Raw genomic sequence first — 20,045 nt, 5'->3', positions numbered from 1 at the left:
TTGATGAGAGTCGCGGCACTACGGTTGCCGCCAGTTGGCAACCTCCCGGCCCAGCACCCGCTGGACCTCGTCCAAAAGGCGGCGCACGGTGAACGGCTTCTGGATGAAACCGTTCAGGTCGAGCCCCTGGAACCGGGCGGCCACCTCCTTGTGGCTGTAGCCGCTGGCCAGGAGCACCTTCACCCCGGGGCTCAGCTGGCGCAGCTGCTTGAAGACCGTGAGACCGTCCATGGTGGGCATGTTCTGGTCCAAAAGCACCAGGTCGATGCGCTGGCGCTCCCTCAGGAAGATCTCCAGGGCCCGTTCCCCGTCGCTGGCGGCGAGGGTCTGGAAGCCGAAGGCCTCGAGCATCGACATGGACAGGGTGCGCACCATCTCCTCGTCGTCCACGACCAGGACCGTCAGGGGGCGCTCCTGGCCAGCTTCGCTGAGTGCGGCCTGCGCCGCGCCGTCTCCTTGGTGCAGGGGGGCCTGCGCCGGGGCGACCGGGAAGAGCAGGCGCACCGCGGTGCCGACCCCGGGGGTGCTCTCCAGCATGATGGCCCCCTTGTGGGCACGCATGATGCCGAGGGCCGCGGACATCCCCAGACCGCGACCGGTGAACTTGGTGGTGAAGAAGGGGTCGAAGCTGCGGTACTGGGTGGCTTCGTCCATGCCGCAGCCGTTGTCGCGCACCTCGACCCAGACGTAGCGCCCCGCCGGGAGCTTCTCCTCGATCCGGCTGGCGGCGAGGCTCGCCCCGTCGAATTCCTGGGCTCCGGTCCCCAGGGTGATGGTCCCGCTGCCGCTGCCGATGGCCTCGCTGGCGTTGCGCACCAGGTTCAATACCACCTGCAGGACCTGGGTGGCGTCCGCCTGAACCGGTGGCAGCTCGGGTGAGAGGGCCGAGCTGAAGCTGATCCCCCGGGTGACGACCGCCGTGAGCATCGAGGCGTTTTCCCGGATCAACCCGCTCAGGTCGAGACGCTGCACGCTGAGCACGCCCTTTCCGGAGTAGGCGAGCATCATGCCGCTCAATTCCGAGGCCCGCACCGTGGCGATCACCGCCTGTTCCAGGTTGCGCCGGATCCCGATATCCTCGGGAAGTGCCATGAGCCCCAGGTCGAGGTTCCCCAGCACCACCTGCAAAAGGTTGTTGAAATCGTGGGCGATCCCGCCTGAGAGGACCCCGAGGCTCTCCAGCTTCTGCAGGTGCAGCGACTGGCGCTCCAGGTGCAGCCGCTCCTCTTCCATCGCCTTGCGCTCGGTGAGGTCGCGGGCGACCCCGCACAAAAACTCCTTGTCACCAAAGGAGATGTAGGCAAGCTGCACGTCGACCGGGATGCTGCGGCCGTCCCGCGTGCAGTAGTTCGACTCGTAGTGCCGGGTACGCTGGCCGCGCAGTTCGGCGAACAGCACCGGCCAGCTCTCCCTGCTGGTGGCCAGGTCGATCTCGAAGATGGTGCTGTCGAGCAGGTCGTACTGGTGGTAGCCCAGCAGCTGACAGGCCCCCTGGTTGCAGTCCACGATCCGACCGGCGGGGTCGGCCCACATGATCGGGTCCGGCACCTGGTTCAGGGACTGCTGGGCCAGGCGCAAGGATTCCTGGATCTCGATCTGCTCGGTGATGTCCCGGCTGATGCCGAAGATCCCGGCCACCTTGCCGGCGGCGTCGAACACCGGCCACTTGTTGGTGCTGATCCAGCGACGCTTCCCCTGCGGGTCACAGGTGGGGTTGATCTTGTTGAACAGCGAAACGCCGTCCTTGAAGATCTGGGCGTCCTCCTCGCTGTAGATCCGGGCCAGATCCTCCGGGAACAGTTCGCAGTCGTGCCTGCCGACCAGGTCGCGCCACTGGGGATGCCCGGTGCTGGTCGCCACGGCCTGGCTCAGGAAGCGGTAGCGCGAATCCCGGTCCTTGTAATAGACGAAATCGGAGGTGTTTTCCAGGAAATTCACGAAGTCCCGGTTCAGCTCGTTCAGTTCGGCGGTCCGCTCCAGGACGCGCTGCTCCAGGGTCTCGTTCAGGGCGCGGGTCTGCTGGATCTGTGCGGTGAGCGAGGCGGTGACCTGCTTGAAGTTGTTCATAAGCTGGCGCACTTCGGACATCGGCCGGTCGGGCCAGGCGATCTGCTGTCCGGCTGCGAGGCGCTCGGGGAGGTCGGCGGTGAGCCGGTTGATCTCCAGGAAGCGGGAGTGGAAGAGCCGGCTCAGCAGCTCGGCGACCATAAGGGCAGCGAGGAAGATCGACAGGATCAGGGCCGATTTTTTCGCGTAGTGCGCAAAGAGCTCGGAAAGGCTGGGAAGCAGCGGCTGCTCGAGGATCAGGCGCCACTCCGAGAAGCTGCCGACCCGCAACTCAATGGTGAACGCGGAACGTTTCCAGCGCTCCCAGGAGGGGACCATGCCCGGCACCGTGGGGACCCACCAGGAGAGCTGGTTTCCCAGCGGCGTGAGGCTCCCCGGACCGCGCACAAACGGTGACATCACCTCCTGGTCGTTACGGTTTGAGACGATCACCTTGCCGTGGCGGTCCAAAAGGGTGTAGCGGATCTCCCGGCTGTCGAGCGCCTGGTCCAGTATCTCGTGGGCCCGCTCCAGGTTGAGCACCCCACCCAGGTGCCCCGCGTACTCTCCCTGGATCAGTACCGGGGCCAGGATGAGCACCCGCGGGGTGCTGCTGTCGATGGTGCCCCGGACCAGTTCCGAGAGCATCGGCTCTTTGCGCTGCTGCAGCTGGGAGAAAAAGGGGCGGTGCGCGAAGTTCTTGCCCAGGTTGCTCTGCCCGAAGGGGTCGCTGGCCGGCGAGTAGGCGACGGTGATCGCGTCCCGGTTCACCAGGCCGATGCGCAGGAAGTCGTAGTCCGAGTTTCGTGCCTGGTCGAGGCGGGACTGCATCTCTTCAGGGGGGAGGGTGGCGGCAAGCTGTGCCAGGTGGGTCAGCACCCCCTTGCGTACGGTCAGCCAGTGGTCCAGGTTCAGCGACACGCGGTGCGCGTCGCGCCGCAGGGTCTCCTGGATGGTCGCAGTGGTTTGCCTGAAGTCGGCCCGGCCGCTTACCAGCAGCACGATGAGCGAGGGGAACAGCACGAAAACAGCCAGCAGTTCGTAGATGATGTCGCGGAAGGAGACCGAGATCTTGCGGGTGCCGACGGCGTAGCCGGAGAGTGCCAGGCGGGCCAGAAGGACGTTGGCCAGGCCGTTGAGCGCCAGCTTTACCATGACCACGGTGGCTTCCGCGCTCGGAAAGCTCATCCCGAAGTGGTAACTCAGGTAGGCGAGCGGCATGCCGAGGACCAGCCAGAAGACCGTGTCGGCCAGAACCATCCCCATGCGGCGCGTAAGGACGAGCCACCCCACCACCAGGGTTTCCATGGTGAGAATCAGCAGGGCGTAGGGGTGCTGCCACAGGAAACAGGTGTAGCTGCTGGCAGCGAGCGCGACGGCGACGCCGCTCCAGAGCCCGAGAAGCTGCAGTGCCAGCATCGAGAAGATGCTGCCGAAAAGGAATTCGAGACCGGGGAAAAGGGAGATGTTGAAGAAATTAGCGGCCAGACCTGCCAAGGAAAAGGCAAGCAGTAAAGCGAAGGAGTATCTGCCGTGATCGGAACCGTCCGAGGCCATAACAATTTCCGAGTAAAGGGCCGGTATCTGCAGGACAATCTAGTACAAAGTTGGCAGTCAGTTTTTGTTAGCTATATGCCTTTAAATCACAAATGTCAATATGAATACATAAGCTGTAGCTGAAATATTACTAAGAGATTCTCTGGGAAGTTCGTAAGAGATATTGTATGGGTAAAACAGGTAGAGGAGATAGGTTGTACCTTTTTTACTGTAAGATCAAAATGGTCTTTTGAGTTTTTTGTCAGCTGGGCTGCGGGTGGTATCAGTCCCTGGAGTCGGTCGATACAGTTGGGTGAGGTGGAGATTGCAGGCTGCAGTCGCCCGATGGGGCTGCAACCCGATCTCCAGCGGTTATACTTGACGGGTTTGTGCAGCAACGCTCGGTAAAGGAGGCACCATCGTGAAACTCGTCGCCATCTCAGGGGGATCGCGCGGGCTGGGACTCGCGCTCGCCAAGGGGTACCTGGAGGCAGGCTACCAGGTGGTCGAATTCTCCCGCAGCGCTCCCCACGCCTTTTCCGTGCCGGCCGATTTCAGCGACCCGGAGGGCGCACGCGCCGCGGTCGCCGCCGAGCTCGGTAGGCTGGCTGCCCTCGAGTACCAGGAGATCGTTATCGTCAACAATGCCGCGACCGTGCAGCCGATCGGTCCCACCAGCCGCAAGGAGCCCGCGGAGGTGCTGTACAGCCTCAACGTCAACGTGAGCTCGGCGGTCCTGTTCCTAAGCGAGGCGATCCGAAAGTTCCAGGCGCACCCCTGCCGCAAGACCATCGTCAACATATCCTCGGGCGCGGCGCTGAGACCCTACTACGGCTGGTCCCTGTACTGTGCCTCGAAGGCCTGCCTGGAAACCTTCGTGAGGAGCGTGGCACTGGAGCAGGGGGCCGAGCCGCACCCCTTCCTGGCTATCAGCATCGAGCCGGGGATCATCGACACCGAGATGCAGGCGGCGATCCGTGCCAGCAGCGAGCATGACTTCCCCGACCTGAAGCGTTTCGTGGAGCTCAAGCGATCCGGTGCCCTGCGTTCCGCCGAACAGGTCGCCGACGCGATCCGCAGTATCGTTCGGCAGAATCACGGCAACGGCGTACGCTACGAGGTGCGCGACTTCGCCGGGTGATCCCGGGTGAGCCTGAGCCCGGGCCGGAGCTACGAGGTTCTACGGTTCCAGCTGGGGGAGGGGGGATACCGGCCGCCGCCGTCTCGATTGCCTTCTGGGAGGGTTGTGTAATTCATTACCGGTCCTGCTTGCCGGGAAACGGGAGCAGGCTAAACTCGAGACGTATCTCAACAAGGAGGTGCCTCATGAGAAAAACGCTCGTGGAGGTGTATTTCGACTACGTTTGACCCTGGTGCTATCTCGGTACCGTGCGTACCGATCGTCTCAGCCGGGAGTACGACGTTGAGTTTCGCTGGTATGTCTTCCCGCTGCATCCCGAGACCCCGGAAGAGGGGGCCGAACTGACCGATTTGCTGAGGATCGCACCGGAGCAGCTTGGGCCGATGCAGGCGCGGGTCCGTGAGGTCGCAGCAGCGGAAGGGTTGCCCCTTGCCGAGCGCAGCCGCACTTACAACAGCCGACGCGCCCAGGAATTGGGCAAGTGGGCCGAGAGCCTGGGCAAGGGGGATGCCTGGCGCCAGGCGGTGTACCGGGCCTTCTTCGTCGAGGGGTGCAACATAGCACATGTCGAGGAGCTGGCGCGGCTTGCTGCCGAGGTGGGGCTTTCCGGAGCAGAGGCCAAGGCGGTCCTTGCCGAGGGGCGCTTCGCCGCGGCCGTCGATGCCGACTGGCAGCGTGCCGAGGAGTACGGCATCACCGCGGTGCCCAGCCACCTCTGCGAGGGGATCAGGCTGGTCGGGTTTGCAAAATACCAGGATTTCCAGCGCCTCATCGGCAGGGGATGAACGGTTTTTTCAGGGGGGTGCGAGCTTTCCACTCCCCTTGTGGAAAAACAGGGAGAAGCTGTGGATTCGTTGCCTCAATGTCACGTATCCATGGGCACTTCACCAAGTTGCACAACGATTAGGCAGCTGGTGCAAGTGCCCGTTTTTGCGTGTCAATGGCTAATTTGTGGTTCCCGCGGTTCGCGCCGCTTCGCGGACCGCCGCTTACGATCGTAACGTTTGCAAAAAAGTGGAAAACCCCGCCAGAGCGCCGGAGAATTAAGGGGGTGCCTTACTCGATGCCTTGCACTTTCTTACGCTCCACTCTGTTTGAACCTGCAAACCTATCTCTCAGTCGTTTCCTCTTACTCAATAGCACAATCTTACAACTGTGATAGCTTATAGGGAATTGGAACAAAAAGATCCCTTTGTCAGTGATCGAGTTCCGTAAAAGAATGGGGACCTGCGCTGCAAATTTGGGCAGCTGCCCTCAATAAGGCATGTTCCGTCAGCAGGCTTTCAGCATCTCTGGCGGGGGCGAGCTTTATCCTTGGTGAAAACGACGCTGATTTGGTGCTTTGAGCATCGGGTTCGTGGTACGACAGGCGGTCGGAAGCATTGGCGGAACTCTTGCAGACGGGTAGGACTATCCCCTGCGGTCGGCGCTGCTGCTGCCTGGGCATCCCGCCCGCAACTCGGGGACCTGCCTTCCCATTTTTGCAAGCGCTGTTAAAGGAGTGACGCATGTACCAGGCGGGACTGCCAGAGCAAAAGCGCAACCCCTACCACGAATTTTACGCGGACGATTTCTCGCCACGGGAGCACTACCGCCTGCTGTGGGACCATATCCGGGCCATCGGCAACAACGGTCTCGAGGCCAAGGCGCACGAAAGTCAGCTTGCCCTGCAGGCCGAGGGGGTGACGTTCACCGTCTACGGCGAGAGCGAGGAAGGGATCGAGCGGATCTGGCCCTTCGACCTGATACCGCGCATCATAACGGCCCGCGAGTGGGCCAAGATCGAGGCCGGCCTCAAGCAGCGGGTTCAGGCGCTCAACCTGTTCCTGGCCGATCTCTACGGTGATCAGCGCATCATCAGGGACGGCGTGATCCCCCCCGAGCTGATCTACCAGGGGCGCGACTTCCGCCGGGAGATCGTCGGCATCGTGCCGCCGCGCGGCATCTACACCCACATAAGCGGCATCGACATAATTCGCGACGAACAGGGCGAATTCCTGATCCTCGAGGACAACCTGCGTACCCCCTCGGGGGTCTCCTACATGATCGAGAACCGGGTCGTCGAGCGGCGTATCATGCCGGAGTTCTTCAACAAGTACCGGGTCAGGCGCGTCGAGCACTACCCGTCCTTGCTCCTGGACGCCCTGCGCTCCCTGTCGCCGCGCGGCAAAGACCAGGCGGAGGTGGTGGTGCTCACTCCAGGCATCTACAATTCCGCCTACTTCGAGCACACCTTCCTGGCCAAAGAGATGGGGGTGGAGCTTGCCGAGGGGCGCGACATGGTGACGGTGAACGACATCGTCTACCTGAAAACCACCACCGGGCTGCAGCGGGTGGACGTGATCTATCGGCGCATCGACGACGACTTTCTGGATCCCCTGGTGTTCCGTTCCGATTCCTCCCTGGGGATCGCCGGCGTCATCAACGCCTGGCGTGCCGGCAACGTGGCCATCGTCAACGCGCCGGGGAGCGGGATTGCCGACGACAAGGCGGTCTATCCCTACGTCCCGGAGATCATCCGCTACTACCTGGGGCAGCAGCCGATCCTCAACAACGTCCCCACCTACCAGATGACCAACGCGCAGGACCGCGAATACGTTTTCGACAACATGGAGCGCATGGTTATCAAGGCGGTCAGCGAGTCCGGCGGCTACGGGATGCTCATGGGCCCCTCCTCGACCCCGGCGCTGCGCAGGGAGTTCGTGGACCGGGTCCTGGAAAACCCGCGCAACTACATCGCCCAGCCGGTGGTGTACCTGTCGCGGCATGTCTGTTACATGGACGGAGAGCTGGAGGCGCGTCACCTGGACCTGCGTCCCTTTGTGATCTACGGCGAGGGGATCGAGGTGGTACCGGGAGGGCTCACCCGCGTCGCGCTCAGGAAAGGTTCGCTGGTGGTGAACTCCTCCCAGGGCGGCGGCAGCAAGGATACCTGGGTACTGGCGGAATAGAGGGCTTCTTTGTTCCAGGTTGCCAGGTCAGATGCGGGAACCTAAAACAAGACAGGGCAAAAGCGGTGCGAATTGCCAGATTAAACGCAGAAACCTAGCGCATCGGCCGGTTTGCTGGTTTAGACCCAAAACGTAGAACATAAAACCTAGAACTTGTTTTTCTTGAGGTTTTCCATGCTCAGCAGACTTGCAGATTCGATGTACTGGATGGCCCGCTACCTGGAGCGCGCCGGTGAAACCGCGCGGCTCATGGAGATCAACCTGCTCTACCTGATCGAGGCGGAGGAGGATATGAGCGAGGACGACCGGTGGCGCCCCATCCTGCAGATCGCCTCCGCGGAGGAACTCTACGAACAGCACCACGGCAGCGGCGGGATCAGCACGTCGCGGGTCCTGCAGTTCGTCGCTGCCGGACGCAACAACCCGAGCGCCATCCGAAGCTGTTTGAGGCTCTTCCGGGAAAACGCCCGGGTGGCCCGGGACCGGATTTCCAAGGAGATGTGGGAAGCGGTAAACGAGATCTGGATGTCGTTCGACGAGAGGCTCAAGGGGACGCTGACCGCGGAGCGTGCCGGCGCGCTGTTCGTCGAGCTCAGGAACCAGGTGGCCCGCTTCAACGGGCTGGTCACCTCCACCATGATGCGGGGCGAAGCCTACGCCTTTTTCCAGCTGGGTGGCTGCCTGGAACGGGCCGACATGACCTGCCGGATCCTGGACGTGAAGTACCACATCATCCTGCCGGATCTCTCCATGGTCGGCTCGGCGCTGGACTACTACCAGTGGGCGGCGCTCCTTAAGTCGCTCTCCGGCTTCGAGGCCTTCCGGCGCAGTTGTCACTCGGGGTTCCTGCCGGCGGATGTCGCCGAATTCGTGGTGCTCAATAACGACTTCCCCCGTTCGGTCGCCTTCTCGGTGGACCGGATCCGGGCGGCGCTGCAGATCATCGGCACCGACGGGAAGGAGGCGACCCGGGCCGCCTGCGACGAGCTGTGCGACAAGGTACGCCTCTCGAAGGATGAAATTTTGGCCGAGGGGCTGCACGAGTATCTCGAGGATCTCCTGCCGAGGATCGGTCGACTGCACAACTCCCTGGCCGAGGAGTTTTTCCAGTAGAGGACCACGATGCGCTACCTGATCGAACACGAAACGGCGCTTGAATATCCCGCCGCAGTACGCGAACACCACGTGGAGTTGCGCCTGGCACCGCGCGAGAACCGGCACCAGACCCTGCTCAGCTGCGAGATCCAGACGGACCCGGCGGCGGAGCTGGCGAGCTATCGGGACTACTTCGGGAACCTGGTGCACTACTTCAGCGTGATCCCGCCGCACACCCGACTGGTCACCCGCCTGCGTGCCGTGGTGGAGACCTGCAAGGAGAACCCGCTCGATTTCCTCCCCGCGCCGGCAGCAGAGCAGCGCCAGTGGCTGAAGAGCGAGCTCTCCCGCGAGCCGCGCCTCAACGACTTCGTGCTGCACCGAAGCGACGCGGTCCCCGCGGTCGGAAAGCTCGCGGAACTGCTCCCGGTGCCCCTTCCAGAGTTCGACGAGAAGGAGACCGTGCAGGACAACCTGCTCGGTCTCATGGCCTGGCTGCCGCGGGTGCTCGAGTACCGCACCGGGGCCACCGTGGTGCACGGAGCCCTCACCGATGCGCTGCGCCAGCGCGGTGGGGTCTGCCAGGACTTCGCCCACCTCTTCATCAGCGTGGCGCGTTCCTGGGGGATTCCGGCGCGCTACGTCGTAGGCTACCTGGATCCCGGGATCCACGCGGCGGGAGAACAACTGGCAACCCATGCCTGGGCCGAGGCGCTGGTGCCGGGGTGCGGGTGGCTGGGGTTCGACAGCACCAATGCCCTTTTGGTCAATGACCGTTACATCGAGGTCTGCGTCGGGCGTGATTCCCACGACGCGGCACCGCAGCGCGGCAGCTTCAAGGGTGAGAGCAGTGGCAATCAGCCAACCGTAAAGGTGAGCGTGCTGGATCAGACCCAAGAGCAGTAACAACGCAGGACCGCAAGCTGGACCACAGAGGACACTGAGGGGAACACCGAGGAACACAGGGGAAAACAAAGCGCTCTCTGGGGAAGCCTGGGGACGGTGATGTGATGTGGCAGTGCTCGAGGGGCACGCCCACCGGCTCCCCGGTTTCAGGTATCCACTCTGGTGGTGACCTTAGTCGAACTAGTTGAACATGAAGCGGAGACGACGATGTCCCAAACGGCAGGTTCTACCGAAACCTTCTTTACCATCGACCTTCCTTACTGCGAGCGCATGGAGTTGCGCCGCACCTGTTTTACCGGCGGCGACGCCCCGCGTGTCGCGGTGGTCTCGGGCATCCACGGCGACGAACTGGAAGGGCTCTACGTTTGCCACCTGCTGTCGGCCTGGCTCGAGGACCTGCTGCACCGCCGGCCCGAGGCCCTTCTGGGGACGGTCGAGCTCTACCCCGCCCTGAACACGCTGGGGCTGGACACCCTGACCCGCGGGCTGCCGGTCTTCGAAACCGACCTGAACCGTGCCTTTCCCGGCTCTTCGGGCGGTCCCTTGCCGGCCCGACTCGCCGAGGCGATCATGACAGCGCTGACCGGCGCGGCCCTGGTGGTCGACATCCACGCCAGTAACGTCTACCTGCGAGAGATCCCCCAGGTGCGCATCAACCAGGAGTTCCAGGACTCCCTGGTACCCATCGCCCGTCGTATGAACCTGGACATGATCTGGTTGCACGGGGCCTCCACCGTCCTGGAGACCACGCTCGCCCACAGTCTGAACAGCCGCTCCACCCCCTGCCTGGTGGTGGAGATGGGGGTGGGGATGCGGGTCACGCCGGAGTACTGCGAACAGCTGGTGGCAGGACTGCTGGCGGCCTGGCAGGAGCTGGGGGTGCTCGCCCCCGATCTCGAACTCCCCGCCGTGACCCACACGCCGCTCATCGCCGACGACAGCAACGTCCACTTCTTAAACGCCCAGACCTCCGGGATGTTCGTGGCCGCGGCCTCGCACTGGACCGACGTGCACCGTGGCGAGCTTTTGGGAAGCATCGTGTCCCCCTTCAGTGGCAGCACCCTCTCCGAGGTCCGCGCGCCGGTGGACGGTGTCCTGTTCACCCTGCGCGAGTATCCGCTGGTCTACGAGGGATCGCTGATGGCCCGGGTCATGGCCCGCAAAGGAGGGCGCTCATGATACGCAACCTGCTCTGCATGACGGCCCCGGTCCGCGAGGGGGTGGACATACCCTGCCACGAGCTGGGCCCGGCGGGAGCCCACCCCGCGGTCGCCCTGGTGGCGGGGTTGCACGGCGACGAGATCAACGGCATCTTCATCCTGTCGCGCCTCGCCGATTTTCTGGGGGCCGTGGAGGGAAGGTGCTATCCCACGCTGCGCCTGGCCCGGCGGGTGCTGATCATCCCGGCGGTGAACGTCCTCGGGGTGAACCAGCGTACCCGGACCTGGCCCTTCGACAAGACCGACATCAACCGGATGTTCCCGGGGAGTACCATCGGCGAGACCACGCAGAGAATCGCCTATGCCGTCCTCGAGGCGACCAAGCGCGCCGAGTTCCGCATCGACATCCACACCGCCGGGATCGACTTCGAGGATCTCCCCCAGGTGAGGCTCTACGAACCAAGCCAGGAGGAGCGGGAGGCCGCCCACTGGTTCGGGTTGCCGGCTATTCTGGAGCGCTCCCTGTCACCGGTCTTTACCACGACGCTGAAACATTCCTGGAAGGTCTGGCCCGGGCGCAGCTTTCTGCTCAGGGTAGGGCAGGGGGGGACCGTACAGCTGGAACACTGCCAGCGGGTGTTCCGCGCCCTGGTGGAGTTTCTGGGCAAGGCGGGGGTCCTGGAAGGGGTGCAGCTGTCAAATGAGGATGAGGAAACCTGTTATTTCGACCGCACCTGCTGTCATGGCGTGTATGCCACCAAGGCGGGCACCTTCGTTTCGGACCGTCCCGTGGGGCGCTGGGTGGCGGCGGGGCAGGAGATGGGGTACATCTACGACAGCTTCAACGGCAACATCGTGGAACGGGTAGTGGCGCCGGTCTCTGGCCTGCTTACCGGGATGCGCCGCCATCCGCTGCTCTTCGAAGGGGATCTCCTGCTGCAGGTGAACCGCAAGATGTAGCGTCAGCAGCTCTCCAGCTCGATCTTTTCCAGAAGCGCCAGTGCCGGAAGATCCTCCTCATTTTCGAAGAGTTCGCGGATGTTGTTGATATAGGAGTGGATCAGGAACAGCTCGTCCAGCGAGCGCCCGCCGTTGTGCTCCGGTTGTCCCACCCGGGACAATTTCTCCTTGAACTTCTCCCAAAAGGGGTTCGTCTTCTCGGGATCGTCGATGTAGCGGCGCAAGTGTGCCACCAGTTCGACGGAGTTGCGGTCCGCCTCGATGCCGGTAAAGGAGACGTAGCGGTCAGGTTTCGGGTTGTTATGCATCAATACCTCAAGCACTTCTTTCAAGTAACGTCGTCCACGCGCAGCGCAAAACTCAACTCGCAGCCAGCGAGTGCGTGGTTGCCATCCAGCGTCACCACACCTTCCTCCAGGCTGATCACCCGCATGATGCGGGACTGCCCCCCTTTGAAGTCGATACTCAGCTTCTGCCCCGGGACAACCTCTCGTTCCACCGGAAACAGACTGCAGGGCACCTTGAGGATGTTCTCCGCGCGGCGCGGCCCGTAGGCCTCATCGACGCTGAGCACCACGTTTTTGCTCTGGCCGGCACGCATGCCGATGAGCGCGCGCTCCAGTGCCGGAAAGACCTGCTCGGCACCGATGGTCACCGTGAGCGGACCGTGTTCCTCGGTGCTGTAGAAGATCGTCCCGTCATCCAGGGTGCCGATGTAGCTGAGGGTGACCTTACTTCCCTGGGTTACGCAGATCATGGGCTACTCCCGTAAGAGGACCGGCACCCGCAGGCCCCGCAGGTGCATTGGCGCAGGCCGCACTCCCGACACGCGGGGTTGAGCGGGTCCCTGCCGTCGACGGTGGCGCCGCAGTCCGGGCAGCGGTAACGGTAAAAGGCAAAGCCGCAACTGTGGCAGATCATCTGCTGCGAGAATTCCGGGTGCGGCCCTACGTGCGTCGAGCCGCAGATCAGGCAGACGCCGGCGAGTTCCGGATTACTGCGGATGCCGTCGCGGTGCTTGCGGTATTTTTCGAAGAGGCTTTTGGCTTGCTCTCGATCCAACGCCATGGTTCCCTCCCGCCCGCTAGGGGCAGCGCGGTAGCGGTTCGCTGGCCGGATGCGAGCAGGTCTGGAACTCCTTAGCGCGAGGCAGAACCTCCTCCGGGTTGGAAAAACCGATCCAGGCGTGGACCCTAGCAGGGTCGAAGCCACACATCCGGGTGCCGCCGGATTCCATGAGGGGCCGCCGGATCAAAAGGTGGTCGGCGCGCATCAGTTCGAGGGCGGCAGCGGCGTCGTAGGCCGCCGGATCGATCTCGCCGGCCTTCACCCTGGGCGAGTTCGGGTTGAACCACTGGGCTACCGGCAGGTCGCCGAAGTACGAGGTAAGCTGGGCCGCGTCCCACGGTTCCGCCAGCAGGTCGCGCACCTCGACCTGGTGTCCGGCTTGCCGCAGTGCCTCGACCTGTTTGGCCGCGGTTTGGCAGCCGAGCTTGGTGAAATAGGTGATGGTCGCCATGTCACCTCCTTTCGAAGATCTCGAGCACTTCTCCGATTTCACGCTCTGTGCCAACGAGAAAGGGTGGAGAATATGCCGTATGAACAGCTGGTTAGGGGGTTGCTGGGTGAGATGGTCGCGCCGGCCTGCCGCAAAGTTGTGCAACTGCGTCCTATCTGCCCGGTCCCTAGCCAGCGAGCGGTGTGGGAGCGAGGTGCTCAGGCGCCAAAGGGAGCCGGCAAGGGGACAAACGGAAAATCAGTCTTACGAGTATGGTGCAGAGACGCTGGGAGAGGGAAGAACCTGGAGGGAAAGGGAGAAGGGGGACAGGCCGCAGTGACTGTCCCCCTCGAGGTGTCAGTTGACGCCGATGATGACGCTGGAGGCCTTGAACATGGCGCAGGCGTGGGCGCCGACCTTCAGGCCGAGATTCTGCGAGCTGCCGTGGGTGATGACGGAGCTCACGGTATTGCCGCCGCCGATCTCGATGTCCACCTCGGTGCTCACCGGACCCTCGATGATTTTCGAAATCGTGCCGCAGAAGACGTTGCGGGCACTGGTCTTGGCATCGTGCAGGTCGGTACCGATGATGATGGAGCTTGCCTTGATGATGGCATAGGCGTCCTTGCCGGTGGTCAGCCCGAGGTTTTCGACCGCACCGTTGGTGATGACGGCGGTCAGCGGGATTCCCCCCTTCAGGGAAAGGGTGACTTCGGCATTGACGGCGCCCTTGGTAAGGTTGGTGATCGTCCCTGCGAAGGTGTTGCGTGCGCTCACTTTCATGGAGATTCTCCTCAAAAATTGGAACAGGCCGTTGCTGTCTCCCAGCCTGCTGCCCAGGTTGTCCAGGAGGGTGCGAAGCTCCCCCTGGATGATGCGATATTCGGCGATCAGCCGCTTCCCCTCGGCAGTGAGGCTGGTGCCGCCGCCACCCCTGCCGCCGGTCAGACGCTCTACCAGCGGCTTTTCCGCTAAGTTGTTGATGGTGTTGATCTGGTCCCACGCGGTCTTGTAGCTGATGCCGACCGCCCTGGCCGCCTTGGTGATGGAGCCGAGTTCATCGATCCGCTCCAGCAACTCGATGCGGTCTCCTCCCAGAAACTTGTGATCCTCGCGGTTGAACCAGAGGCTGGAATCCAGAAGTACCCCTGTTTTCTTCTTGGCCTGCATGTGCCATTGACCTCGCGTCGATGGGGTTGGTTTCTCCGGATATTCCGGATTCCATCTGGCCCATCATAGCAAAGACACAGGCATTGTAAAGGCTTGGGTAGACCGGTTTCTCTTATTCGTTTGTTGCTCTTAGTCACAACTTCTTTCGGGTACAAGAGCCTGTATAACGAGACAAGGGATGAGAAAGAGCCTGGCAGGCTGACCTGTTGCCATCTCTGGCTCAGAAGGACGGCAGATAGTCCGAACCTGCCCGACAGCTGTGCGCTGCGAAAAAAAATCTGGATGTAGAGACGCAGCTCACGTAGCTGACGGCGCCACGGACTCAGTCCCGATGATTGCGGTCCCCTTGGCTGCGCGCCACCAGGTAGTAGACGATACCCAGGATGAGCAGTGTTCCTGCGAGAAAGACCTGGGTGTTGAGCACATCGTGGCGCAGGGTGGAGATCAGGATCTCGCGGATGAGCGCGACGATGATGACGCCGATGAAGATGAGGATGTTGAACTTGCCCCCCTTAAGCGTCTTTATCTCGTTGTCCATGAGCTCGATCATCATCCAGAGGATGAGCAGGGTTCCCAGCGCCGACAGTATCCCTTTCTCGAAGTCGCCCTGGAAGATGTGCACCAGGTCCCAGAGAAAAAGCACGACCACCGAGAGCGACACCCCGATGAGTGCCAGCACCAGGATCAGGTTGAGCCCGTAGGTGAAACGCTCGGCGGCGTGGATCAGCTTGGACTCGATGCGGTGCGAGACGAACACCCGGCGCAGCTCCTCTTCCTGGTACGAGGTGCTCATGATGTCCAGGTTGATGTCCAGTATCTTCTCTGTCGCGATCCGGTACTTGCGGCGGTCCTCGATGTTGGGATAGTTCGACTGCAACATCTCGATGAGATGGCGCCGCATCACGTTCATGGCGGCGTTCACATAGTGGGCGTTGACGCCGATGCGCACGTGGGTCTGGCCGATGTGCTGCAGCGTGAGCAGGTACTCGTTGTCGTATCTGCCGCAAAAGACCGAGATCAGCCATTCGGCGTGGGTCTTTTTCAGCTTCTGCAGGTCCTGCTCGTTGCGCAGGAACTTCGCCGTCTCCGGGATCTTCAACAGGTAGTCGTAAAATGCGTCCATGAGAGCGCTGCTGTTATCGCGTACCAGCGGCAGCAGCTCGCTGAGCAGCTCGGCATCCTTTTCGGTGAAAAAATAGTGGTTCTTTACTTCCTGCATGGTCAGCATGTAGTGGTCTCCATCAAAAAAATGTGCAATGCATTCTGGTTATACAGTGGCTGGACTAAACCGGGGCCGGGCTGGATTTCGATGCACAGGTATAATCTCAGCAGCATCGTGGTGGTTGGTCTTCTTTTCCGGTGAAGGATCGTGTAAAAACTGAAGGTGCTGCAAATTCAACTGGTAGGAAAGACTAACACAGATTTGGGTTGCTGCATCTGTCAGAGAGAGTTCCACGCGTATACGTAGAAATTAACGCTCACACGTTATTGGCTGCGCAATACTCCCTTTGCCTCGTCGGGAAATGATAACTGTCTAAAAAATAATATAAAGAGACTCAAGTTTTGACAGGAACTGACGAAATTAGATTGAGAAGTTGTGCGGATTGATTTCCGGCTCGTGTGATACGTCGGCCCGTTGCCGCGGTTAGCTGCTGCGGTACCGGCGATGGAGGGGATATGCAGATTCTGGTTGCGGAGGACGATGCCGTTACCCGGCGCTTGTTGGAGGCCCATCTGGGACGCTGGGGGTTCGACGTCGTGGAGGCCCGGGACGGGAGTGAAGCCTGGCAGGTTATGCAGTCCTCGAAGGCGCCCCGGTTGGCCATCGTGGATTGGATGATGCCGGAGATTGACGGCCTGGAGCTTTGCCGCAGGATGCGCAGCGGCACCTGCGACCAGTACACCTACATCATCCTGCTGACCGCGTTGACCGGGGAAGAGAACCTCTGTGTCGGCATGGGTGCCGGAGCCGACGACTACCTCACCAAGCCGTTCAACGTGAACGAGCTTCAGGTGCGGCTGCGCGCCGGGCGAAGGATCGTCGAGCTGCAGGACCAGTTGATCACCGCGCGCGAGGCGCTGCGCGAGAAGGCCGCCCGCGACCCGCTGACGGGGTTGTGGAATCACGAGGAGATCGTCGGCTGCCTGGCCCGCGAACTGTCCCGGTCCCGGCGCAGCGGTCAACCCCTCAGCGTGGTGATGGCGGATATCGATCACTTCAAGGCGGTGAACGATCGGTACGGTCACCTGGCGGGAGACGTGGTGTTGCGCGCCGTTGCGCAGAAGATGCAGGGGCGCATGAGACCTTACGATGGCGTGGGGCGCTACGGGGGCGAAGAGTTTCTGATCGTGCTGGCGGGGTGCAGTGCCGAGAACGCCCAGGCCTTGGCGGAACGCCTGCGCCTGAGCGTCTGTCGGGAGCCGATCGATACCCCGGAGGGCTTGGTTGCAACCTCGCTGAGCCTCGGCGTCGCCACCTGCTGCGACACCTCCTGCCAACCCGCCGACCTGATTCGCTCGGCGGACCAGGCCCTGTACCGGGCCAAACGCAACGGGCGCAACCGGGTTGAGGCCAACTTCGGCCCGAAACCGGCAGCGGGAATTACTTCACCTTGCCGACCTGCATCCTGGTGATGTAGTGCAAGAGGCCGAAAACCTGAAGCAGCCAGAGCACCACGGCGATGACCACTACGGCGTTCAGGATCGACTTGATGGAACCGGCCATGGGGATGTACCGGTTGATGAGCCCTAACAAGACGCCGACCACGATCAGTACGATGATGACGTGAACAAGTGGCATGACCATCCTCCTTGAGTAAAATCCTGTAAGTTCCTGCTTTTATCCCACCATTTTCAAAGCAACTCCTCACTGTTTCTTAAGGCGCCAAAAACGCCCGGATACGTCGTTCACCGCCTGCAGTCCGCTGCGCTCGTAGGCTTTTTTGCCGTCGTGGATCACCCGGTGGATGTCGCTCAAGATCGAGGACCGATTGGCACCTTTGCTCGGAGTGGCGAGGGAGGTGTCGACCCGGGAAGCGTCGATGGTGTCGATCCCCTCGTAGATCGGCTGACTCGGTCCGGAGTCGCCGGCCCGCAGGTAATCCTGGTATTTCAGTGCAGCCTTGAGAGCAGGGTCGCGCGACGAGGCGTAGATGGTGGTGCGGATGGGGGCAGCACTGAGGCTCGGTGCCAGCTCGCTTCGGAACAGGTCGGCGTTGTGGTCCGGAGCCACCAGGACGAGTTCGCGAACCTGCCTGGCCAGATCGGGACGCTCGGAATTCAGGTAGATGAAGGCCTTGGCGAGGGCGCGGTTCCCCATGCCGTGGCCGATGAGGTAGACGTTCTTAACCCGCGTTTTCAGGGTCACTTCCTTTAGAAACTCCTTGAGATCGGGCTGTGCCCATTCCACATCCGTTTCGTCAGCCGAGAAGGCCTCGCTGCGCCCCTTGGAAGGCCAGCTGAAAAAGGCGGCTACGCCGTCGAAGTTGAGATCCTGGCTGAGCTGCGCGGTGCGCCGGGCCGCATCGGCGAAGCCTACGTTGTAGCCGTGCACGAAGATAAGCAGGTTCCGTTTGCCGGTCTTGGCGAGGGCGCTGCGCAGCTGGTTCAGGAGTTCTGTGCGCTCGCGCGGCACCACACGACGCAGGGCGGGCCGGGACGCGGTTTTTCCCGGGGTGTCCTGACCGGACGCGTTGCCGGCTTCCGGCGGGTTCAGCGGGAGCGCAATCTCGCAGGAGCCGAAACTGAGCGGGCCGCGCTTGGCGGAGAACATCTTGTAGGGATCGCTGCTGGTGGAGCGAGCCCGGTCCGTGGCGAAGAAAACCCTGACGAGCGTGAAACTCGCCTGGGGGGGCGCCTGTTGCACGGATGTCGCCGGAACCGGGGCAGGGGGTGCCGGCGCAGGCTCGGGGACTCGTGTGGTTTGGTTGGACGGCGGAGCGGGCTGTTGGGTGGGTGTTGCGTGCTGTCCGGCGAGCGGTCTGCCGCAGCTGGTGCACAGCAGCAGGACGACGAGCAGAACCAGTTTCTCCAGGTGGCGAAAACCGAGGTTATGCTGCTGGGGCTTGATCACGATGCACCTCCCGATACCTTGAAAGCTCATGAAGCGGCACGTCGAGTGTCGGAATTCCGGTCGCAGGCGGCTGCGGTCCTGGAAAAGTATAGCGTCCGATGGAGTGTTAGAAATAGCCAATGGTAAGTTTTGGCAGAGTTCCCGAGAAGGGCTGCCTGGTGTAGCAGGCGGAACCGAGGCCGTTGCCAAGTTTGACGTGAAATCCCGGGAATCCCAACACCCACTCCCTTGACAGGAGGGGGCCGGGGGGTGGGGGAAGCCGCCATCGGCCACGATGTGGCACCTTCCCCCTCACCCTGTCCCTCTCCCGCAGGGGAGAGGGGACCAGTTGGAAGACTTTTCCGGGATTCGGAAGAACTTTTGCGATTGGGGGGATACGGCCTTCCGGGCTCGGCGGACAAAAGACTTGTCAAAGCGCAGCGTATCGCTTTATAACCCCAAGGAGGCTGGAACTGGCGGAGTCACCAAAACGCGCAGAGCCAGTACTCACTTCACGCTGTGTATTGGGGAGGCTTGCCGCATTGGCACGTAGAGGTAAAGCAGTCAACAGACGCAAGGCGCCTTCCGGAGGCCGCAAAGGTCCCCTGGTAGCGCTCGTTGTGGTAGCCGTGGTCATCGCCGCCGCCATGTTTTTGCTCGAGCACGGGCGCAGTAAGACGGCTCCCGCGCCCAAGGCCGAGCATCCGGCCGCGCACCTGAAAATCCCGGCGCGCCCCGAGCCCCGGCAAGAGGCGCTCTCCAGTGCACATCCGCTTAAGCCCGAGACCAAGCCGGCCAAGCCGCACCAGGCCGCGCTGCCCCACGGCAGCGGCCCGGGGAGGCTCGCCATCATCATCGACGACATGGGAGCGAGCCCGAAGGAACTCCAGGCACTTCTTTCCATCGACCTGCCGATAACCTTCTCGGTGATCCCCAGCCTGGCCCATGCCAGGGAGGTTGCCGAAAAGGCGCATGCCGCGGGGCGCGAGGTGATGGTGCACATGCCGATGGAGCCGGAGGGGTATCCGCGCCAGCCGATGGAGAAGGTCGGGGTGCTGGTTGCCATGTCCGATGCCGAGATCGCCGACCGGGTGAACAGCTATTTCCGGAGCGTGCCGCACGCGGTGGGGGCCAACAACCACATGGGTTCACGGTTCACCCAGAGTGCCGAGAAGATGGAAGTAGTGCTCAAGGTGTTGCAGGGTAAGGGGGTGTTCTTCGTGGATTCCATGACCTCGCCGTCATCGGCCGGTCTGCGTACCGCGAAGGCCCTTGGGATACGTTGTGCGGCGCGCCAGGTTTTCCTGGACAACGTTCAGGACGAGGCACTGATCGGCAAACAGTTGGCCCAGGCGGCGGCCATAGCCCGCAAGCGCGGTTCGGCCATCGCCATCTGCCACCCCCATCCGGCGACCATCCGGGCTCTCAGGGCGATGATGCCGCAACTGGCCCGCGAGGGGATCACCTTCGTACACGCCTCGGAGCTGACCAGTTAGGAACTGGTTGAGGTTGAGAACCGCGGTGGGTAACA

Annotated in this window: 17 protein-coding genes and 1 pseudogene; 9 read left to right on the top strand and 9 right to left on the bottom strand. The window is 62.3% G+C overall.

The window, feature by feature from the left end:
• Nucleotides 1-18: 18 nt before the first annotated feature.
• Nucleotides 19-3,603 (bottom strand): PAS domain S-box protein, encoded by a 3,585-nt coding sequence (locus H7688_RS19530; protein WP_183362928.1) that lies wholly within the window; start codon nucleotides 3,601-3,603, stop codon nucleotides 19-21.
• 400 nt (nucleotides 3,604-4,003) lie between these two features.
• On the opposite strand from H7688_RS19530, the gene H7688_RS19525 reads away from it, so the two are divergent.
• The 7 genes and pseudogenes from H7688_RS19525 to H7688_RS19495 all read left to right on the top strand — a co-directional run bounded on the left by H7688_RS19525 (nucleotide 4,004) and on the right by H7688_RS19495 (nucleotide 11,795).
• Nucleotides 4,004-4,723 carry an SDR family NAD(P)-dependent oxidoreductase gene (locus tag H7688_RS19525; protein WP_183362927.1) on the top strand — a complete coding sequence of 240 codons (720 nt, stop codon included), beginning with the start codon at nucleotides 4,004-4,006 and terminating at the stop codon, nucleotides 4,721-4,723.
• A 239-nt stretch (nucleotides 4,724-4,962) separates the two neighbouring features.
• Nucleotides 4,963-5,508 (top strand): annotated as a pseudogene (locus H7688_RS19520) (DsbA family oxidoreductase); the annotation flags it as partial.
• Nucleotides 5,509-6,231: 723 nt separating this feature from the next.
• Complete coding sequence (locus tag H7688_RS19515; protein ID WP_183362925.1) at nucleotides 6,232-7,674, top strand: circularly permuted type 2 ATP-grasp protein; 1,443 nt, start codon at nucleotides 6,232-6,234, stop codon at nucleotides 7,672-7,674.
• 174 nt (nucleotides 7,675-7,848) lie between these two features.
• Nucleotides 7,849-8,787 carry an alpha-E domain-containing protein gene (locus H7688_RS19510; protein ID WP_183362924.1) on the top strand — a complete coding sequence of 313 codons (939 nt, stop codon included), beginning with the start codon at nucleotides 7,849-7,851 and terminating at the stop codon, nucleotides 8,785-8,787.
• A 9-nt stretch (nucleotides 8,788-8,796) separates the two neighbouring features.
• Complete coding sequence (locus tag H7688_RS19505; protein ID WP_183362923.1) at nucleotides 8,797-9,675, top strand: transglutaminase family protein; 879 nt, start codon at nucleotides 8,797-8,799, stop codon at nucleotides 9,673-9,675.
• Nucleotides 9,676-9,882: 207 nt separating this feature from the next.
• Nucleotides 9,883-10,854 (top strand): M14 family metallopeptidase, encoded by a 972-nt coding sequence (locus tag H7688_RS19500; RefSeq protein WP_183362922.1) that lies wholly within the window; start codon nucleotides 9,883-9,885, stop codon nucleotides 10,852-10,854.
• A complete protein-coding gene (locus H7688_RS19495) occupies nucleotides 10,851-11,795 on the top strand; it encodes a M14 family metallopeptidase (protein WP_183362921.1) in 945 nt (314 codons plus the stop codon). Before H7688_RS19500 ends, H7688_RS19495 begins: the two co-directional genes overlap by 4 nt.
• 2 nt (nucleotides 11,796-11,797) lie before the next feature.
• On the opposite strand, the gene cowN is transcribed toward H7688_RS19495, so the two are convergent.
• The 6 genes from cowN to H7688_RS19465 form a co-directional block, all read right to left on the bottom strand.
• Nucleotides 11,798-12,103 (bottom strand): N(2)-fixation sustaining protein CowN, encoded by a 306-nt coding sequence (gene cowN / locus H7688_RS19490; protein WP_183362920.1) that lies wholly within the window; start codon nucleotides 12,101-12,103, stop codon nucleotides 11,798-11,800.
• Nucleotides 12,104-12,123: 20 nt separating this feature from the next.
• A complete protein-coding gene (locus H7688_RS19485; RefSeq protein ID WP_183362919.1) occupies nucleotides 12,124-12,552 on the bottom strand; it encodes an FKBP-type peptidyl-prolyl cis-trans isomerase in 429 nt (142 codons plus the stop codon).
• Nucleotides 12,549-12,863 (bottom strand): hypothetical protein, encoded by a 315-nt coding sequence (locus H7688_RS19480; RefSeq protein ID WP_183362918.1) that lies wholly within the window; start codon nucleotides 12,861-12,863, stop codon nucleotides 12,549-12,551. Before H7688_RS19480 ends, H7688_RS19485 begins: the two co-directional genes overlap by 4 nt.
• Nucleotides 12,864-12,879: 16 nt before the next feature.
• A complete protein-coding gene (locus tag H7688_RS19475) occupies nucleotides 12,880-13,314 on the bottom strand; it encodes a thioredoxin domain-containing protein (protein WP_183362917.1) in 435 nt (144 codons plus the stop codon).
• Between the two features lie 336 nt (nucleotides 13,315-13,650).
• Nucleotides 13,651-14,463 carry a TOBE domain-containing protein gene (locus H7688_RS19470; protein ID WP_183362916.1) on the bottom strand — a complete coding sequence of 271 codons (813 nt, stop codon included), beginning with the start codon at nucleotides 14,461-14,463 and terminating at the stop codon, nucleotides 13,651-13,653.
• Nucleotides 14,464-14,785: 322 nt separating this feature from the next.
• Complete coding sequence (locus H7688_RS19465) at nucleotides 14,786-15,691, bottom strand: protoglobin domain-containing protein (protein WP_183362915.1); 906 nt, start codon at nucleotides 15,689-15,691, stop codon at nucleotides 14,786-14,788.
• Nucleotides 15,692-16,140: 449 nt separating this feature from the next.
• On the opposite strand from H7688_RS19465, the gene H7688_RS19460 reads away from it, so the two are divergent.
• Nucleotides 16,141-17,097, top strand: coding sequence for a GGDEF domain-containing response regulator (locus H7688_RS19460; protein ID WP_183362914.1), 957 nt, complete (start codon nucleotides 16,141-16,143; stop codon nucleotides 17,095-17,097).
• On the opposite strand, the gene H7688_RS19455 is transcribed toward H7688_RS19460, so the two are convergent.
• Together H7688_RS19455 and H7688_RS19450 are read right to left on the bottom strand one after the other, a co-directional pair.
• Entirely contained in the window at nucleotides 17,066-17,263 is a 198-nt protein-coding gene (locus H7688_RS19455) for a Thivi_2564 family membrane protein (protein ID WP_183362913.1), read from the bottom strand. The genes H7688_RS19460 and H7688_RS19455 overlap by 32 nt on opposite strands.
• A gap of 66 nt (nucleotides 17,264-17,329) precedes the next feature.
• The gene (locus H7688_RS19450) at nucleotides 17,330-18,535 is read right to left on the bottom strand and encodes an alpha/beta hydrolase (protein WP_183362912.1); all 1,206 of its coding nucleotides are present in this window, start codon (nucleotides 18,533-18,535) and stop codon (nucleotides 17,330-17,332) included.
• A gap of 599 nt (nucleotides 18,536-19,134) precedes the next feature.
• Here H7688_RS19450 and H7688_RS19445 point away from each other — a divergent pair.
• A complete protein-coding gene (locus H7688_RS19445; RefSeq protein WP_308470314.1) occupies nucleotides 19,135-20,010 on the top strand; it encodes a divergent polysaccharide deacetylase family protein in 876 nt (291 codons plus the stop codon).
• The last annotated feature ends 35 nt before the right edge of the window (nucleotides 20,011-20,045 follow it).

The organism is Geomonas limicola (assembly GCF_014193675.1).
Classification (GTDB): domain Bacteria; phylum Desulfobacterota; class Desulfuromonadia; order Geobacterales; family Geobacteraceae; genus Geomonas; species Geomonas limicola.
Note: the sequence above shows the minus strand (reverse complement) of the source record. Positions and strands in the feature narration are given on the sequence as shown.

Coding starts and splice junctions, on each gene's coding strand:
- H7688_RS19480 (WP_183362918.1), bottom strand. CDS start 12,863: ATGGCGTTGGATCGAGAGCAAGCCAAAAGCCTCTTCGAAAAATACCGC.
- H7688_RS19500 (WP_183362922.1), top strand. CDS start 9,883: ATGTCCCAAACGGCAGGTTCTACCGAAACCTTCTTTACCATCGACCTT.
- H7688_RS19510 (WP_183362924.1), top strand. CDS start 7,849: ATGCTCAGCAGACTTGCAGATTCGATGTACTGGATGGCCCGCTACCTG.
- H7688_RS19485 (WP_183362919.1), bottom strand. CDS start 12,552: ATGATCTGCGTAACCCAGGGAAGTAAGGTCACCCTCAGCTACATCGGC.
- H7688_RS19530 (WP_183362928.1), bottom strand. CDS start 3,603: ATGGCCTCGGACGGTTCCGATCACGGCAGATACTCCTTCGCTTTACTG.
- H7688_RS19515 (WP_183362925.1), top strand. CDS start 6,232: ATGTACCAGGCGGGACTGCCAGAGCAAAAGCGCAACCCCTACCACGAA.
- H7688_RS19455 (WP_183362913.1), bottom strand. CDS start 17,263: ATGCCACTTGTTCACGTCATCATCGTACTGATCGTGGTCGGCGTCTTG.
- H7688_RS19470 (WP_183362916.1), bottom strand. CDS start 14,463: ATGCAGGCCAAGAAGAAAACAGGGGTACTTCTGGATTCCAGCCTCTGG.
- H7688_RS19475 (WP_183362917.1), bottom strand. CDS start 13,314: ATGGCGACCATCACCTATTTCACCAAGCTCGGCTGCCAAACCGCGGCC.
- H7688_RS19465 (WP_183362915.1), bottom strand. CDS start 15,691: ATGCTGACCATGCAGGAAGTAAAGAACCACTATTTTTTCACCGAAAAG.
- H7688_RS19505 (WP_183362923.1), top strand. CDS start 8,797: ATGCGCTACCTGATCGAACACGAAACGGCGCTTGAATATCCCGCCGCA.
- H7688_RS19495 (WP_183362921.1), top strand. CDS start 10,851: ATGATACGCAACCTGCTCTGCATGACGGCCCCGGTCCGCGAGGGGGTG.
- H7688_RS19460 (WP_183362914.1), top strand. CDS start 16,141: ATGCAGATTCTGGTTGCGGAGGACGATGCCGTTACCCGGCGCTTGTTG.
- cowN (WP_183362920.1), bottom strand. CDS start 12,103: ATGCATAACAACCCGAAACCTGACCGCTACGTCTCCTTTACCGGCATC.